Raw genomic sequence first — 16468 nt, 5'->3', positions numbered from 1 at the left:
TGCCCGGTGAACCGGGGAACACCGCGAACAACACATGGACAACAACCGAGCAACGAATCGTTGGTTGACTCCCTCCGGAACGGCTCGGCACTGCCGGCGCCGGACACCGGAACGGGGCGCCGGGCTACCGAGACCGATCCGACAGCGCGAAGGCGCTGTTGCATCGATCGCGTACCCTGCATGGCCCAGGAGGTGGCCCGCCCGTTGAACCCACGTCGTGAACTCACGCTGCGATTCGGCGTGCTCGGCCCCGTCGAGGTGCTGCATGGCGACGTTTCGCTCGATCTCGGCCCCCGGCAGCGCAGGCTGCTGCTCCTGCGCCTGCTCATCGAGGACGGCCGCCCCGTGTCGGCCGACACCCTCTGCCGTGACCTGTGGCCGACGGACCGGCCGACGGGCGCCGCCTCCTCCGTGCGCGCCCACATCAGCAGGCTGCGCGCCGTCCTCGACCCGGTCCGTCAGGGCCGGTCGGGCATGCTGGTCAGCGGCCCGGCGGGCTACGCCCTGAAGGTGCCCCGCGAGGCCCGGGACACGACCCTGTTCGAGGAGTCCGTGAGCAGGGCCCGCGAAGCCCTGAGGAACCGGCAGCTCACCGTCGCCCGGCAGGAGATCGACGCGGCGCTCGGGCTGTGGCGCGGCGAGGCCCTGGCCGAGGCCACCGAGCACGCCTTCGCGATCCGCGAGCGCACCCGGCTCGACGGCGCCTTCCAGGAAGCCAGGGAACTGCAGGCCGCGATCCTCGTCCAGCAGGGCGAGACGGAACCGGCCATCGCCGTCGCCGAGGGGCTCGTGCTCAAGGCGCCGCTCCGGGAGACGTCCTGGGCGCTGCTGATGCGGGCGCTGTACGCGGCCGGCCGGCCGGTCGAGGCACTGCGGCAGTACGAACGGTTCCGCGACATGCTGGCCACGGAACTCGGTCTGGACCCGAGCCCCCAGCTGAGGGACCTGCACACCGCGATCCTGCGGCACGACGTCCTCGTCCTCGGCACCGCCGCGGCCACGCCCGGCACGGCTCTTCCGCCGGGCCCCGACTTCACCGCCGCGTCCGTCCACCCGGACCTCGGCCACGCCACCACCCCCTTGGTGGGCCGGGGCGAGGAGACCACACAGCTGGCCGCCCTGCTGAAGGCCGCGGCCGCGGGCCGCCCCCGGTGGGCCGTGGTCAGCGGGGAGCAGGGCTCCGGCAAGACCCGGCTGCTGGACGAGCTGTCCGCCTGGGCCCTGGCCGGCGGGTTCACCGTCGCCCGCACCCGGGCCGGTCAGGCGCTCAGCGGGAACCGCGGGATATCCCAGACCTGCCCCACCGTCCAGCTCCTGGACGCGCTGCGGCAGGACGGCTCCGACTCCAGTCAGGACGACGTCGCGCAGAAGGACCCGCTCGGCACCCTCGTCCATGAGCTCACGCAGGGCCCCACGCTGTGTGTCGTCGACGACCTCGACCAGGCACCGCAGGGCTTCCACCGCCTGCTGAGGCGGCTCGCCAAGGTGCTGCGCGAGGCCCCGGTCGTGATCGTGTGCGCCCTGCGCGACGGCGACAGCCCGGCGTCCAGCATGCTCCTCGCCGAGCTGGCCCCGATCGGCGCGACCTGGCTCAGCCTGGAGCCGCTGACCGTCGACGACGTGGCCGAGCTGCTCGCGGCGCGCGGCGAGGACGCCGGCCCCGAGGAGGCGGCCGCGCTGCACCGGCGTGCCCAGGGGCATCCGTTCACCCTGGCCGAGTTGCTCGAGCTGCCGCCGGACCGGCGCACCGGGCCGCGGGCACAGGTACCGGGCGCGGTGCGGGGCATCCTCCACGCCAGGCTGGTCGAGCTGCCCGATCCGGCCCGGACCATGCTCACCTACGCCGCCGCCGACGGCGAGTGGCTGGACGTCGGTCTGCTCGCCGACGTCCAGGGCCTGGCGCAGGAGCAGTTGCTGCCGCTGATCGACGCCGCCGTGACCGCCCGGATCCTGGTCTGGGACCCGGACCCCGGCATGGCCGACACCGGCCGCTACCGGCTGCCCGAGCTGCACCGCGACGTGGTGCTGAGCACCCAGACCCCGTCCTCTCGGCAGCTCCGGCACGCCGCGCTCGCCCGCGAGCTGGCGGGCCGTGACGATGCCGACCCGGCGCGTCTGGCACGGCATCTGCGGGAGGCGGGCCCGATGGCTCCGGCCGCGGCGCCCGTCCCGGGCCACCGTTCCGCCCTGAGACAAGGGCACTGACACCTCTGGACCCACCCCCCACTTCTTTTCTCATCCCCCGCCTCGCCCGAGCGAGGCCACACGCACCCAGGAGTTCGTGATGAGCACCAAGACGGGACCCCAGCGTTACCCCGGCGCGAGCCGGGCCAACTGGTACCAGGACGACTTCGGCGGCGACCCGATGCAGGTCAACGTCGTCGTCCTGCACACCACGGAAGGCCCCACCCTGCCCGGCTACGAGGGCGGCTCCACGGCGCCGAACCTGACGGCGGTGCCCGACCTCGCCGCGAAGAAGCTGAAGTGGTACCAGCACTTCGACATCGAGACCTCCTCCCGGGCGCTGGTCAACCTGCGCGGCGGCGTCGAGACGAACACCATGAACGTGTGCCAGATCGAGCTGGTCGGCACCTGTGACCCGAAGACCCACGCGAAGTGGAAGGCCGCGGGCACGGCGCACGTCTACTGGCCGGACGCCCCCGACTGGGCGCTGCAGGGCGTCGCCCGCTTCCTGGCCTGGATGCACGAGGAGCACGGCGTGCCGCTGTCCGGGCCGACGTCCTGGCCCGCGTACCCGTCGTCGTACGGCAGCGGCGGGCAGCGGATGACGGCCGCGCAGTGGACGGACTTCAAGGGGATCTGCGGGCACATGCACGTGCCCGAGAACGTGCACGGCGACCCCGGCGCGATCGACTTCGCCCGGATCCTCAAGTACGCGAAGGCGGACCTGGACGTGGACGACGACGCGGGGGCCACCACCCCCGCCAAGCCGAAGGTCCCCGCCTTCCCGGGGCGCAAGTACTTCGTGGCCGGGGCGACGAACGCGTACGTCCTGCAGCTCGGCAAGCAGCTGGTGAAGCGCGGCTTCGGCGACCACTACAAGGTCGGCCCCAGCAAGACCTGGGGCGAGGCCGACCGGCTGAACGTGCGGGACTTCCAGAAGTCGCGGGCGGAACTGCGCGGCGACGCCGACGGCACGCCCGGACCGCTGACCTGGCGTCTGCTGTTCGCCGGCTGAGCGGCCCGGCACAGCGGCCCTGATCCGCTGAACTACCCCGTGGTACATGGCAGTTGGGAAGGTGGCGGGCGATGTCGCTGGGATCCGGCGATTGGGGGGCCGTCGGATCGATCGGCGGCTACGAGCTCGTCGACCGGCTCGGCAGCGGCGGCATGGGCGTCGTCTTCCTGGCACGCTCGGCCTCGGGGCGGCTCGTCGCGGTCAAGGTCGTGCACGCGCAGTACGCGCAGGACGAGGAGTTCCGGGCCCGGTTCCGGCAGGAGGTCGCCGCGGCCCGCCGGGTGAGCGGGGCGTTCACCGCGCCGGTGGTGGACGCCGACCCGGACGCCGAACTGCCCTGGATGGCGACGCTGTACGTGCCGGGCCGCACCCTGGCCGACGTCGTGGAGAAGGAAGGCCCGCTGGACGGACGGCGGCTGCGCACCCTCGCGCTGGGCCTGGCCGAGGCGCTGCGGGACATCCACCAGGCGGGCCTGGTGCACCGGGACCTCAAGCCGAGCAACGTCCTGCTGGCCGAGGACGGTCCGCGCGTCATCGACTTCGGCATCTCGCGGGCCGCCGACAACCAGGACCTCACCATGACCGGACGGCTGATCGGCACCCCGCCCTTCATGTCGCCGGAGCAGTTCTCGGCCCCCCGGGGCGTCACCCCCGCCTCGGACGTGTTCTCGCTGGGCTCGATACTGGTGTACGCGGCCACCTGCAGAGGCCCCTTCGACGACACCAGCCCCTATATGACGGGCTATCGGGTCATGCACGAGGCGCCCGCCCTGGACGGCGTCCCGGAGCCGCTGCGGACCATCGCCGGGCGCTGTCTGGAGAAGGATCCGGCGGCCCGCCCCGGACCGGCCGAACTGCACGGCATGCTGCGGCGCCTGCCCGACCACTCCCCCGTGCCGAAGGTGCCCGTCACCCTGGCCCGTCATGACGCGGGTTTCCCGACCCACGCCGGACCGGCGGGCGGGGGCACCACCGTGACGACCGGGCGCACGCTCCGACGCGGTTCCGGCGGACGGCGTCTGCGGACACCCGTCGTCATCGCCGCGGCCCTGGCCGTCACCGGACTGGGCGTCACGGCGGTGCAGCTCACCTCGAACCTGAGCGATACACCCAGGACGCCCCCCCGTGTCGGCGTCCGCGCCCGCCGCCTCACCCACCCCCGCGCTGCCCGTCGGCTGGCGGCCCTGGCGGACGGTCCTCACCCGGGCCGCCGCCGACGGCGCCTCCTCCGCGCTGAACACCTGGTGTGTCTCGGGCGGCAGCGACCTGACCTGCGCCGGGACGAACTTCAGGGTCGCCGGGATCGACCCCGCCTCCGGCAAGGTCCGCTGGCAGCCCGGCACCGGCTCGCAGCGGGCGCTGCCCGTCGGGGCCCGCGACGGGCTCGTCTACGTCTACGAACTCCCGGACTCGCTCGCCGACACCTCGGAGGTCACGACGCTGGTGGCCCTGGACGGCGCCACCGGGCGACGGCGGTGGACCCGCACCGTCGGCGGAATCGTCGACCCGGCGCACGTGTTCAGCGGCGGCGTGCTGACGCTGACGCCCTCCCGGAACGAGTTCGTGGCCTACGGGACGTCCGGCCAGGAGCTGTGGAGGTCGGCGGCGACGCCGTCGGCGGGCACGTCCTGCGAACCGCTCGTGCTGGGTGACGCCCCGTACGGCTTGTGCCTGCCGAACGACGAATCCGGCGGCGACTCGTCCTTCCTGCTGCGGTTCGACGCCTCCGACGGCAAGGAGCGTGTCCTCACGAAGCTTCCCCTGACGGCGCAGCCGCTCGGCGCCGTCGACGGACAGCTCCTGTTCGCGGTCGCGTCCGGGCCGGATGAGGACACGGACTCCTCGGACGGCACGTACGAGACGCTGCTGCGGGTGGACGCGAGCAGCGGCGAGACCCGGCCGCTGCCCCTGGCCGGTGCGCCCGGCGGCACCCCCACCCTGCTCGACGACGCCGTCTACTTCGTGCGGGACGACGGTACGGTCACCGCGGTGTCGGCGGCCGACGGCACCCAGTTGTGGCGGAAGGTGACGGAGGTGGAGAACCTGTCGGTACCGGTGTGGTCGAAGACGTACGACAGCGTCCTCTTCGCCAACCGCTTCGGCCGGCTGCTGGCGCTGGACCGTGCCACCGGAACACAGCGGTGGCGCACCGCCGCGCTGGACGACCCGGGGGACACGGGCGTGGACCCGCAACTGCTGCTCGTCCAGGACGCGATCGTGGCGGTGGTCGGCAGCACGGCGTTCTCCGTACGTCCGGACCGCCCCGCAGCCGTGGACTGACCGGTCACCGGTCGGCGACGCCCGACCGCCAGGCCCAGGCGGCGATCTCGACGCGGTTGCGGGCGGGGAGCTTGGTCTTGATGTTGCCCAGATGGGTCTTCACCGTACCCACCGTGATGAACAGTTCGGCGGCGATCTCCGCGTTGGTGAGCCCGCCCGCCACCAGGCGCGCCACCTCCGTCTCACGGGCCGACAGATCGATCGGGGGTCCGGACGCGGCGGTGCCCGACAGGCCCCGCAGCAGCCGCAGCGTGATGGACGGGCTGACGAGGGCCTCCCCGGACGCCGCGGCCCGGATCGCCTCGACCAGCAGGGCGGGGCCGGAGTCCTTGAGGAGGAAGCCGCAGGCGCCGTCGCTCAGGGCGCGGTGGACGTACTCGTCCTCGTCGAAGGTCGTCGCCACCACGACCTTCGGCGGGTCGACCAGACCGGGACGGGTCAGCCGGCGCAGCGCCTCCAGGCCGTCGAGGCGCGGCATCCGGATGTCCATCAACACCACGTCGGGGCGGAGCCGTTCGGCGAGTTCCACCGCCTCCAGGCCGTCCGCCGCCTGGCCCACGACCTCGATGTCCTCCTCGGCGGCGAGGATCATCTCGAAGCCCATACGGACCATGGCCTGGTCGTCGGCGATCAGTACCCGGATCGTCATGCGGCTTTCCCCACTGTTCCCTCCACAGCTGCCTCCAAGGGCAGCGTCGCCTCGATGCGCCAGCCGCCGGCCGGCCCGGGGCCGGCCTCGACCCGCCCGCCGATCATGCCCACCCGTTCGCCGAGCCCCTTCAGCCCGAAGCCGCCGCCCAGCGACTGAAGGGCGTGCAGGGCCTGGTGGCCGACGCGCGGCCGTCCGTCGTCGGTCACCGTCACGGTGATCCGTGGACCGGTGCGGACCAGACCCACCTCCACCTCGGTGAAGTCCCGGGCGTGCTTGCGGATGTTGGTCAGCGCCTCCATCACCACCCGGTGCACGGTGGTGGACACCTCCACCGGCAGGTCCTCGAACCCGCCCTCGGTCCGCAGGACCGCCCGGCCGCCGCCCACGGGGGCGAACTCCTCGACGAGGGAACGCACTTCGGCGATGCCCGCCAGCGGGGCGAGCGCCACCTCCGCTGCCTTCCCGGTCTCCTGCGGGCCGGTCTCGCGCAGCATCCCGACCATCGCGCGCATCGACTTCAGCGCCTCGGCGCCCGCGTGCTCGATCCGTTCCAGCGCCGGCGGCACCAGGTCGGGGCGCCGGGCGGCGACCGAGCGTGCCCCCTGCGCCTGGATGACGATGCCCGTCACATGGTGGGCGACGAAGTCGTGCAGGTCCCGGGCGAACTCCGCACGCTGCTCCAGCCGTACATCGGCCTCCCGCTGCCGCCGGTCGGCGACGACCAGCCGCACGGTCAGGCCGATGGCCAGGGCGGCGGTCGCCGCCAGGGTGAGGAAGAACGCGATGATCATGCCGCCGATGTCGGCTTCGGCCGCCAGCGGGCGCAGGACGATCGCCGCCACGCACAGCGGTGCGGCCACCGCCGACCACACCGGCGCCCCGCGCCAGGTCATGAGGATCAACAGGGCCGACAGCGCCGCCGGTTCGGTGAGTGCGATCGACACCTCGACGGTGGTGAACTCGTCCAGGCCGGGGGCGATTCCCGCGATGACGTGGATGGCGAGCGTGATGCCGAGCGAGGCCACCGCCACGACACCGGCCGTGAGCGGCAGTGCCCGGGCGCCGAGCCGGGGCCAGAGCAGCAGCCCGGCGACCGCCAGCAGGGCGGATACCAGCATCAACGGGCCGGTGGTGGTGCCATCGAGCCTGGTGAACGCCTGGTGGCTGTATCCGAACGCACCGGCCATGCAGTCGAACAGGCCGAGACCGAGCAGCAGTACGACCACGAAGGGCCACACAGCCTCGCTACGCCACGACTTCCGCCAGAACCTCATGCCGGGAGCGTAGCCGGGCCCTCTGCCGAAAGTCGTAGTGGTCGGCCCGAATATCCGACTGCCGCGAGATCCGCAGCCCCGGTACGGCGGGCGAGAGTTGGCAGCCCCGCCGGACGTCGCCGGCACCCTTCCGTCCTCCGAGGAGTACCCCCATGGGCAATGTGAACGTCGAGATCGGCGCCGCGACCGTACTGGGGCCCCTGCTGGTCGCGTTCGGTGTGCTGCTGGCCGTGCGCGTACGGCGGAGCCGGCCCGGCTGGACCGGTGCCCACGCCGTGACCCGGCTGCTGGCCGCCGTGTACGCCGCCGGTGTGCTCAGCCTCACCATCTTCCCGATCGTCGTGACCTACGGCGAGTTCGCCAACCAGACGCCCTGGACCAGCCAGGTCACCTACATCCCGCAGCCCAGCCCCGACCCCAGCATCCTCGCCAACGTGATCCTGACGGTCCCGCTCGGGATGCTGCTGCCGCTGATGTCCGCCAAGGCCACCTCGCTGAGGCGGGTCACCGGCCTCAGCGCGCTGGTCGGTCTGTCGATCGAGCTGACCCAGTTGCTCAGTTACGTCGTGTGCAACAACGCCCGCTCGGTGGACATCGACGACCTCATCACCAACACCCTGGGCGGACTGATCGGTTACCTGGTCCTCCGCCAGGCGATGCGCCTCCCCTCGGCAGCGGTCCGGCTGCACGCCCTCGCCCTGCCCGGCTCGGCCATCGCCACGGGCGGGATCGGCACCCGCCGCGCCGTGCAGACCAAGGCCGCCCGCGCCTGACCGACGACCTCTTCCCCCACCTCGCAGAAAGGCATGCCGTGAAACACCCGAGACGAGCGACGGCCGCCGCGATCGCCCCCGTCACCGCCCTGGCCCTCGCCACCACCCTGCTGGGCGGCACGGCCGACGGGGCGCCCCGGTCCGCCGCGTCCGGCGCCGCCGCGACCTCCGCGGCCACCGGCACAGGCACAGGCACAGGCACGACCGTCACCCTGGTCACCGGCGACAAGGTCACCCTGGACGGCACCGGCAGGGTCACCGGCGTGCAGACCGCCAAGGGCCGGGACGGCATCACCTTCCGCATCAACCGCACGACGGGCGGCAGCACCTACGTCATCCCGAGCGACGCCGAGAAGCCGCTCGCGGACGGCACCGCCGACCGCCGTCTGTTCGACGTGACCGGACTCGTGGAACTCGGCTACGACGACTCCTCCCGCGACGACACCCCGTTGATCGTCACCTACGCCGAGGGCCGTACGGTCGCGCGGAGTTCGCTGTCCTCCGCGGGCGCCGAGGTAGCCCGTGACCTGCCCAGCGTCAACGGCGACGCGGTCAGCGCCCCCAAGTCCGGAAGCGGGGTGTGGCAGACCCTCACCGGCAGCGGCGCGCAGCGCGGTTCACTCGCCGCCTCCGTCGCGCCGAAGGTCGAGCGGATCTGGCTCGACGGCAAGGTGAGGGCGAGCCTGGACAAGAGCACGGCACAGATCGGCGCCCCCGCCGCCTGGGCGGCCGGGTACGACGGCAAGGGCGTCAAGGTCGCGGTCCTGGACACCGGCGTGGACACCACCCACCCCGACCTGAAGGACCGGGTCGAGACCGCGAAGAACTTCTCCGAGTCCGCGGACACCGTGGACCGCGTGGGCCACGGCACGCACGTGGCGTCCACCATCGCGGGTTCCGGCGCCAAGTCCGGCGGCAAGTACAAGGGCGTCGCGCCCGGCGCCCGGCTGATCAGCGGCAAGGTCCTCGACGACAACGGCGAGGGCTCCGACTCCGAGATCATCGCCGGCATGCAGTGGGCGGTCGGCCAGGGCGCCAAGGTGATCAACCTCAGCCTGGGCGGCTACGACACCCCCGACACCGACCCGCTCGAGCAGGCCGTGAACGAGCTGTCGGCCTCCTCCGGCGCGCTGTTCGTCATCGCCGCGGGCAACGAGGGCCCCGACGCGGGCACGATCGGTACGCCGGGCAGCGCCGCCGCCGCGCTCACCGTGGGCGCGGTGGACCGCACGGACGCCGTCGCCGACTTCTCCAGCCGCGGCCCCACGGCGGACGGCTCCCTCAAGCCGGACATCACCGCCCCCGGCGTGGACATCGTCGCCGCGAAGGCCGCCCAGGGCACGGAGGGCGACCCGGCCGCCGACGGCTATGTGTCGATGAGCGGTACCTCGATGGCCACCCCGCACGTCGCGGGCGCCGCCGCGATCCTCGCCCAGGAACACCCGGACTGGACGGGCGAGCGCATCAAGGCGCTCCTCACCTCCACCGCCGAACCCACCAAGGGTGTGAGCGCCTTCGCGCAGGGCACGGGCCGTACGGACCTCAAGCGGGCCGTCTCCCAGCAGGTCACCGCCGGACCCGCCACGCTGGGCTTCGGCACCGTTCAGTGGCCGCACACCGACGACAAGCCCGTCGCCAAGGAGATCACCTATCGCAACGACGGCGACGCGCCGGTCACCCTCGACCTGACCACCGAGGCGTCCGGCGAGGACGGAAAGCCCGCCGCCGAGGGCATGTTCGACGTCTCGCCGAAGCGGCTCACCGTCCCGGCGGGCGGTACCGCGACCGCCACCGTCACCGCCGACACCGGCAAGGGCACGGCCGACGGCGTGTTCAGCGGCGCGGTCACCGCGGCCTCCGGGGACGTCCGGGTGCGGACCGCGCTCGGCGTGAACCGCGAGGTCGAGTCGTACGACCTGACCCTCGAGTACCTGGACCTCGAGGGCAAGGCCACCACCGACGCCGTGAGCGACGTGACCGGCCTGGACACCCAGCAGGGGTGGAGCCTGGCCCCCGGCACGGACGGGACGTACACGCTCCGGCTGCCCAAGGGCCGCTACATGATGGACGGCATCATCGCCACCGCGCCCGGCAGGGACGACGACAAGCAGGCCCTGCTGGTGTACCCGAAGCTCACGCTGGAGCGGAACACCACCGTGGTCATGGACGCCCGCAAGGCCGACCCGGTCAAGATCACCGTGCCGGACGCCAGGGCGAGGAACACCGACGCCTCGGTGACCTTCGGCGGCGAGGTCGACGGCGAGTCCTTCGGAATCGAGTATGCCTACAACAGCTTCGACGACGTGCGCGTCGGACAGCTGGGCGCCAGGTCGCCGGCCGGCGAGGCCTACATGCAGTACTCCGGGACCTGGACCCGCGGTTCGGTGCACTACCGGCCCGTGTGGATCCGCCGGGGCGACCTCTCCGGCTTCACCGCGAAGCCGAAGCGCGAGCAGTTCGCCCGGGTGAACCTCTCCTTCGGCGAGCCGGCCAAGGGCAAGACCCTGTCCTACACCGCGGCGCCCGTCCTGCCCGACGGGAACTGGGACGGCCCCGCTCCGCTCGAGGCCCCGCTGCCGTACAAGGCGACCGAGTACGTCATGCCGGGCGTGCGCTGGCAGTACGTCGCCCAGCAGTTCGGCGCTCCCGGCGCGGACGGCGAGGCGCCCCTGGACCTCAGGCTGACCGCCGACCCCATGAGCTTCAAGGCGGGCAGGACGTACACGCACCGCTTCGACTACGGCGTCTTCGGGCCCCGCATGCCCGCCGCCGACGGCCAGGGCGAGGCGGGTGTGCTGCGGCGCGGTGACGAGTTCCTCGCGAACGTGGCGCTGTTCTCCGACGGCGCCGGCGACTGGGGCGACTCCGACTGGGGCAAGGCCCGGAGCACGCTCTACCAGGGCAGCCGCAAGCTGTTCGACGTCGCCGCGCCCCTGGCCGGCGTGCCCGCCACCCTCCCCGCCGGGCAGCGCGCCTACCGCCTGGTCACCGACGTCTCCCGCCCCGCCTCCCTCTCCGCCGTCAGCACCCGGGTGACCGCCGAGTGGACCTTCCGCTCCGCGCACGTCTCCGAGGACCAGTGGCAGTGGCTGCCGCTGTCCGCGGTCCGCTTCACGCCCAAGCTGTCGGCGGCCAACACCGCCAAGGCGGGCCGCGGCTTCACCGTCCCGTTCACCATCGAGGGCGCGGCCACCAACCGCACCGCTCGCAAGGTCACGGTCCAGGTGTCCTACGACGACGGCAGGCACTGGAAGAAGGCCAGGGTCGTCGCCGGCAGGCGCGTCGTGCTGAAGCATCCGGCCCGTCCCGGCGCCGTCTCCCTGCGCGTCACCCTCACGGACCCCAGGGGCGGCACGACCAGGCAGACGATCTACCGGGCATACCGCACGACCAAGTAGGTCCGCGATCAAGTCACCTGGGCGCATACTGAGGGCAATGACAAAGCCAGCTGCACCGAAGCGACACTTGCCCACCAGCCCCTTCAAAGCGCCTGTCGTCCCACCTCCCAAGCACTTCGAGGTGGGCGACCAGGTCACGCACGACATGTACGGCCTCGGCCGGGTGATCGGTATCGAGGACGGGATCGCGGCGCTCGTGGACTTCGGTCCAGTGCAACAGCGGATCCTGAGCCCGTACAGCAAGATGAGCAAGCTCTGAGGCCGACGGCCACTCCTTCAGGAGTGGCCGTCCGCCGTATCCGCACCGTCCGGCCGTACGGCCGGTCCGGCCCCGCCCGCCTGCAGCGACGCCTCCTGTCGGCCGTCCCGCCGTGCTCGCTGCCGCCCGCCCGGGCCTTCTTCGTGCTCCCGCCCCCCTGCGGCGCCTCCTCCTGACATCTCCGGCGAACCGGAACGAACCCGTCGGTTTGGCTACGCTTGGCACTAGACGCTTATTACGGGATAAAATCTGACAAAATTCCTAAGGAACCGCAGATGGGTCTCGGTGTCGGTCTCGGTGTCAGGCTTCCGGTCGGGAAGGGCAGGTCCCTCACCCGCGCGTCCATGGCGATCGCCATCGCCGCCACGCTGACCCTCGCGGGCGCGTGCGCCGAGGACAGCGGCGGCGGCGGTGACGACCGTCTCACCGTCGGCGTGCTGCTCCCGGGCGGCGGAGCCTCCCGCTTCGGCCAGTTCGACAAGCCGCTGATCGTGAAGAAACTCAAGGAGCTGTGCCCGCACTGCGAGGCCGCCGTCGGCGCCACGCCCGACCCGGCGATCCAGCGGCAGCAGCTCGAGTCCATGATCACCAGGGGGGTGGACGTCCTGATCGTCGCGGCCGTCGACCCCGAGCTGCTGCGCCCGGCGGTCGAGGACGCGCACCGGGCCGGCATCCCGGTCGTCGCGTACGACCGGCTCGCACAGGGCCCGATCGCCGGATACGTCACCTTCGACGGCGCGAAGGTCGGCAGGCTCCAGGGAGAGGCCCTCCTCAAGGCCATGGGCACGAAGGCCCGCGGCAACCAGATCGTCATGATGAACGGCGCCACGACCGACCCGAACGCCGGCTGGTTCAAGCGGGGATCGCTCTCCGTCCTCCAGGGCAAGGTGAAGATCGGCAGGTCCTACGACACCGTCGACTGGCGGCCGGAGAACGCCTTCGTCAACATGCGGGGCGCCATCGCCGCCCTGGGCGGAAGCGCCATCGACGGCGTCCTGGCCGCGAACGACAGCCTCGCCGGCGCCGTGATCTCCGCCCTCAACGCCACCGAGGTCAGGCCGCTGCCCCCGGTCACCGGGCAGGACGCCGACCTCACGGCCGTGCGGCGCATCGTCCGGGGCGACCAGTACATGACCGTCTACAAGCCCTTCAAGCCGGCCGCCGACGCCGCCGTCGAGATGGCCGTCGCCCTGGGGCGCGGCAGATCGGTCGGGTCCATCGCCACCGGCACCGTCGACAACGCCACCACCAAGAACATCCCGGCGGTTCTGCTCCCGGCGGTCTCGGTCACCGTCGGTAACATCAAGGACACTCTGGTGAAGGACGGTATGTACACCATCCGACAGATATGCCCCCCGAACCTCCGGTCCGCCTGCGCGAAGGCCGGACTCACCCGATGAGGACCCGATGACCTTTCCCCGGAGGCGGAAGGAGGTGACCCCGTGCCGGTTCAGCCCCTGCTGGCGTTGCGCGGCGTCTCCAAGCGGTTCGCTGCCGTGCAGGCGCTGGTCGACATCGAGCTGGAGATCAGGGGCGGAGAGGTGGTCGCCCTGGTGGGCGACAACGCCGCCGGCAAGTCCACCCTGGTCAAGGTGATCTCCGGGGTCGGTCCCGCCGACAAGGGCGTCATCGAGTGGCAGGGCGACGCCATCCAGATCAAACGTCCCCAGGACGCCCACGTCCTGGGGATCGCGACCGTCTACCAGGATCTCGCGATGTGCGACAACCTCGACGTCGTCGGCAATCTCTTCCTCGGCCGGGAGATCCACCGGCTCGGCATCCTCGACGAGGTCGAGATGGAGCGCCGCACCCGCGAGCTGCTGCACACCCTGTCCATCCGCATCCCCGACGTGCGGGTGCCCGTCGCCGCGCTCTCCGGCGGGCAGCGGCAGGTCGTGGCGATCACCCGCTCGCTCCTCGGCGAGCCCAGGCTGCTCCTGCTCGACGAGCCCACCGCCTCCCTGGGCGTCGAACAGACCAGCCAGCTCCTCGACCTCATCGAGGAACTGCGCGACCGGGGCCTGGGGGTCCTCCTCATCAGCCACAACATGGGCGACATCAAGGCCGTCGCCGACCGGGTCGCCGTCCTGCGCCTCGGCCGCAACAACGGCCTCTTCGACGTGAACACCACCTCCCAGGAACAGATCATCTCCTCCATCACCGGCGCGGCGGACAACTCCGCCGCGCACCGCCCGACCCGCCCCGAGGAGGCATGGCCGTGAGGGGAAGGCGGTCCCGGGCGCACACCACCCCCACCGCGGACACCCCTGAGGAGGCGGCGTCCGGCCCCGGCGGTGGCCACGACGGACGCCGGGGGTACGCCGGACACCTCGGGGAGTACGCCGCCCTGGTGCGCCGCAGACTGCACGCACGCGACCTGGGCCCGGCACCCGTCCTCCTCGCGCTGGCCGTGACCTGGGTGGTCTTCCAGTCCCTCAACCGCAACTTCCTCTCGCCGCGCAACCTGTCCGTCCTCAGCGTGGACATCGTCGGGACCGGCATGGTCGCCGTCGGTATCGTCTTCGTGCTGCTGATCGGTGAGATCGATCTGTCGGTGGGATCGCTCGCCGGCCTCGCGGGCGCCGTGTTCGCGGCGCTGAACGTGACCCTGGGCATGCCGGAATGGCTCGCCGTGATCACCGCGCTGGGCTGCGGTGCGGCCGCCGGCGCCATCCACGGGTTCTCCTTCGCCAGGATCGGCGTCCCCGCGTTCGTCGTCACCCTCGCGGGCCTGCTCGCCTGGAACGGCCTGATGCTCTACCTGCTCGGCCCCGACAACTCCATCAACTTCAGCGAGGACGGCCTGGTCGCCCAGCTGACGAGCCGCTACTACGACGCCGCCGTCGCCACCTACGGCCTGGCCGCGCTCGCCACGGCCGCCTACCTCCTCGCCTCCTACCTCGAACGCGGACGCCGCGGCGCCGCCGGGATGCCGTACCGGCCGGTCGGCGAGATCTGGGCGCGTACGGCCCTCCTCGCGGTGGTCGCCTTCGCCTCCGTCTACGTGCTGAACCGGTTCGAGGGCCTGCCGCTGGCCCTGCTGATCTTTCTCGCCGTCATCGTCGCCTCGGACCTGTTCCTGCGCCGCACCCCCTACGGCCGCCAGATCCTCGCGCTGGGCGGCGGTGTGGAGGCGGCCCGGCGGGCGGGCGTCGATGTGACGCGCGTACGGATCTCGGTGTTCGTGGTGTCGGGCACCCTGGCGGCGGCCGGCGGCCTGTTCGTCGCGTCCCGGCTCACCTCGGCGAGCCAGGTCCCGGGCTCCGGCATGCTGCTGATCAACGCCATCGCCGCCGCGGTGATCGGCGGTACCAGCCTGTTCGGCGGCCGCGGCTCGCCCTGGTCCGCGCTGCTCGGGGTGCTCATCATCCAGTCGATCGGCTCGGGCATGGCGCTGCTGGGAATCGAGCCCCCGGTCCAGTTCATGGTCACCGGCGGGGTGCTGTACATCGCGGTGGTGTTCGACTCGCTGGCCCGGCGGACGGCGGACCCGTACCGACCGCTGCGCTGACCATTCCGCGGTGCCGTCCGCTGGGTAAGGTTCGGCCATGGGAGTGAGCGAGCCGACCCCGGTGGACCTTGTGCGGACGACCGACGGCGTCGCGGGATGCCCCCGGCGCCTGGTCATGGAGCACGTCACCAGCCGCTGGGGCACCCTCGTCCTGATCGCGCTGCTGGACCGCTCGTACCGCTTCGGGGAGCTGCGCCGGGCGATCGGCCAGGTCAGCGAGAAGATGCTGACCCAGACCCTGCAGACCCTGGAGCGCGACGGACTGGTCCACCGCGACGCCAAGCCCGTGATCCCGCCCCGCGTGGACTACTCCCTCACCGACCTCGGCAGGGAGGCCGCCGAACAGGTCCGCGGCATCGCGCAGTGGGTGGACCGGCGGATGACGGCGATCCAGCACGCCCGCGAGGAGTACGACGCGGCGAAGGAGTGACCCCCGCCACCCGGGGTACTCGTCGACCTGCCCGGGGGCCCGGGGCGGTGGTGAAGGCAGGGGAGCAGGCATGATCCGTGCGGCGGACATCCGGGAGTGGCGCAACCACGACGTGGTCGACCCGAAGGGGCACCGGATCGGCCATCTGGAAGCGGTCTACGTGGACACGGCCACGGACGAACCGGCCATGGCCACCGTCCGCACCGGGCTGCCGACCCGGCAGCGCCTCGTCTTCGTCCCGCTCGACGAGGCCGTCCTCGGGCCCGACTACGTCGCGGTCCCGCACGCCAAGGGGAAGGTGCGCAAGGCCCCGTCGATCGGAACGGACGACATCCTGCCCGCCGAGCAGGAGGAGACGGTCTTCCGCTACTACGGCATCGAGTACCGGCCGGGCCTCCAGGGCGAACGCCGGCTCGCACGCCGCTGACCCAGGGGAGATGGGCGCCGTGATGGTGACGTTCCTGCTGCTCGTCCTGGTGTCGGTGATCCTCGGAATCATCGGCGCGGCGGCGGACGGACTGGGCTGTCTGCTGGCGGTCGGGGTCGTGCTGTTCATCGCCGATGTGGCGTTCGTCGCGGTGGCGGGGACGCGCCGCGTTCGCCGACGTCCGGTCCGCTGACCAGGGAAGCGGCGGGATCCTGCGGCCCACGCCGGGCAATATCTGTCCCGGCCGGATGAGAAATTCCCGCGG

13 protein-coding genes and 1 pseudogene are annotated in these 16468 nt (G+C 72.2%); 12 read left to right on the top strand and 2 right to left on the bottom strand.

Features of this window, described 5'->3' with window-relative positions; translation table 11 throughout:
• The first annotated feature begins 204 nt into the window (after positions 1-204).
• The 3 genes and pseudogenes from ABT057_RS39510 to ABT057_RS49305 all read left to right on the top strand — a co-directional run bounded on the left by ABT057_RS39510 (position 205) and on the right by ABT057_RS49305 (position 5479).
• Positions 205-2205: an ATP-binding protein gene (locus ABT057_RS39510; RefSeq protein WP_352348753.1), complete on the top strand. Its 2001-nt coding sequence runs from the start codon at positions 205-207 to the stop codon at positions 2203-2205.
• Positions 2206-2284: 79 nt separating this feature from the next.
• Positions 2285-3199 (top strand): peptidoglycan-binding protein, encoded by a 915-nt coding sequence (locus ABT057_RS39505; protein WP_352348752.1) that lies wholly within the window; start codon positions 2285-2287, stop codon positions 3197-3199.
• 71 nt (positions 3200-3270) lie between these two features.
• Positions 3271-5479: pseudogene (locus ABT057_RS49305) on the top strand (serine/threonine-protein kinase).
• Between the two features lie 4 nt (positions 5480-5483).
• Here ABT057_RS49305 and ABT057_RS39485 read toward each other — a convergent pair.
• Both ABT057_RS39485 and ABT057_RS39480 read right to left on the bottom strand, forming a co-directional pair.
• A complete protein-coding gene (locus ABT057_RS39485) occupies positions 5484-6128 on the bottom strand; it encodes a response regulator (RefSeq protein ID WP_352348751.1) in 645 nt (214 codons plus the stop codon).
• The gene (locus ABT057_RS39480; protein ID WP_352348750.1) at positions 6125-7405 is read right to left on the bottom strand and encodes a sensor histidine kinase; all 1281 of its coding nucleotides are present in this window, start codon (positions 7403-7405) and stop codon (positions 6125-6127) included. Before ABT057_RS39480 ends, ABT057_RS39485 begins: the two co-directional genes overlap by 4 nt.
• A gap of 152 nt (positions 7406-7557) precedes the next feature.
• Between ABT057_RS39480 and ABT057_RS39475 the strand changes: the two genes are divergently transcribed.
• The 9 genes from ABT057_RS39475 (at position 7558) to ABT057_RS39435 (ending at position 16396) form a co-directional block, all read left to right on the top strand.
• On the top strand, positions 7558-8178 hold the full coding sequence (locus ABT057_RS39475) for a VanZ family protein (RefSeq protein WP_352348749.1): 621 nt from the start codon (positions 7558-7560) through the stop codon (positions 8176-8178).
• Between the two features lie 38 nt (positions 8179-8216).
• Positions 8217-11576 (top strand): S8 family peptidase, encoded by a 3360-nt coding sequence (locus tag ABT057_RS39470; protein ID WP_352348748.1) that lies wholly within the window; start codon positions 8217-8219, stop codon positions 11574-11576.
• Between the two features lie 37 nt (positions 11577-11613).
• On the top strand, positions 11614-11835 hold the full coding sequence (locus tag ABT057_RS39465) for a hypothetical protein (protein ID WP_352348747.1): 222 nt from the start codon (positions 11614-11616) through the stop codon (positions 11833-11835).
• 275 nt (positions 11836-12110) lie between these two features.
• Positions 12111-13235 (top strand): sugar ABC transporter substrate-binding protein, encoded by a 1125-nt coding sequence (locus tag ABT057_RS39460; RefSeq protein ID WP_352348746.1) that lies wholly within the window; start codon positions 12111-12113, stop codon positions 13233-13235.
• Positions 13236-13277: 42 nt separating this feature from the next.
• Positions 13278-14057 (top strand): ATP-binding cassette domain-containing protein, encoded by a 780-nt coding sequence (locus ABT057_RS39455; protein ID WP_352348745.1) that lies wholly within the window; start codon positions 13278-13280, stop codon positions 14055-14057.
• Complete coding sequence (locus ABT057_RS39450) at positions 14048-15346, top strand: sugar ABC transporter permease (protein ID WP_502974040.1); 1299 nt, start codon at positions 14048-14050, stop codon at positions 15344-15346. Before ABT057_RS39455 ends, ABT057_RS39450 begins: the two co-directional genes overlap by 10 nt.
• Positions 15347-15383: 37 nt before the next feature.
• A complete protein-coding gene (locus tag ABT057_RS39445; protein ID WP_352348744.1) occupies positions 15384-15776 on the top strand; it encodes a winged helix-turn-helix transcriptional regulator in 393 nt (130 codons plus the stop codon).
• A gap of 70 nt (positions 15777-15846) precedes the next feature.
• Positions 15847-16203, top strand: a complete 357-nt coding sequence (locus ABT057_RS39440) for a PRC-barrel domain-containing protein (RefSeq protein WP_352348743.1) — start codon at positions 15847-15849, stop codon at positions 16201-16203.
• A 10-nt stretch (positions 16204-16213) separates the two neighbouring features.
• On the top strand, positions 16214-16396 hold the full coding sequence (locus tag ABT057_RS39435; protein ID WP_352348742.1) for a hypothetical protein: 183 nt from the start codon (positions 16214-16216) through the stop codon (positions 16394-16396).
• Positions 16397-16468 lie beyond the last annotated feature (72 nt).

This window comes from Streptomyces sp. NPDC002588 (assembly GCF_040295925.1).
In the GTDB taxonomy this organism is placed as follows: domain Bacteria; phylum Actinomycetota; class Actinomycetes; order Streptomycetales; family Streptomycetaceae; genus Streptomyces.
The sequence above is the reverse complement of the archived record's forward strand: the minus strand, read 5'-3'. Positions and strand labels throughout refer to the sequence as shown.

What these genes read in the sequence shown, in the direction of transcription:
- ABT057_RS39465 (WP_352348747.1), top strand. Translation starts at nt 11,614, where the DNA reads ATGACAAAGCCAGCTGCACCGAAGCGACACTTGCCCACCAGCCCCTTC.
- ABT057_RS39450 (WP_502974040.1), top strand. Translation starts at nt 14,048, where the DNA reads ATGGCCGTGAGGGGAAGGCGGTCCCGGGCGCACACCACCCCCACCGCG.
- ABT057_RS39485 (WP_352348751.1), bottom strand. Translation starts at nt 6,128, where the DNA reads ATGACGATCCGGGTACTGATCGCCGACGACCAGGCCATGGTCCGTATG.
- ABT057_RS39460 (WP_352348746.1), top strand. Translation starts at nt 12,111, where the DNA reads ATGGGTCTCGGTGTCGGTCTCGGTGTCAGGCTTCCGGTCGGGAAGGGC.
- ABT057_RS39445 (WP_352348744.1), top strand. Translation starts at nt 15,384, where the DNA reads ATGGGAGTGAGCGAGCCGACCCCGGTGGACCTTGTGCGGACGACCGAC.
- ABT057_RS39505 (WP_352348752.1), top strand. Translation starts at nt 2,285, where the DNA reads ATGAGCACCAAGACGGGACCCCAGCGTTACCCCGGCGCGAGCCGGGCC.
- ABT057_RS39435 (WP_352348742.1), top strand. Translation starts at nt 16,214, where the DNA reads ATGGGCGCCGTGATGGTGACGTTCCTGCTGCTCGTCCTGGTGTCGGTG.
- ABT057_RS39480 (WP_352348750.1), bottom strand. Translation starts at nt 7,405, where the DNA reads ATGAGGTTCTGGCGGAAGTCGTGGCGTAGCGAGGCTGTGTGGCCCTTC.
- ABT057_RS39475 (WP_352348749.1), top strand. Translation starts at nt 7,558, where the DNA reads ATGGGCAATGTGAACGTCGAGATCGGCGCCGCGACCGTACTGGGGCCC.
- ABT057_RS39440 (WP_352348743.1), top strand. Translation starts at nt 15,847, where the DNA reads ATGATCCGTGCGGCGGACATCCGGGAGTGGCGCAACCACGACGTGGTC.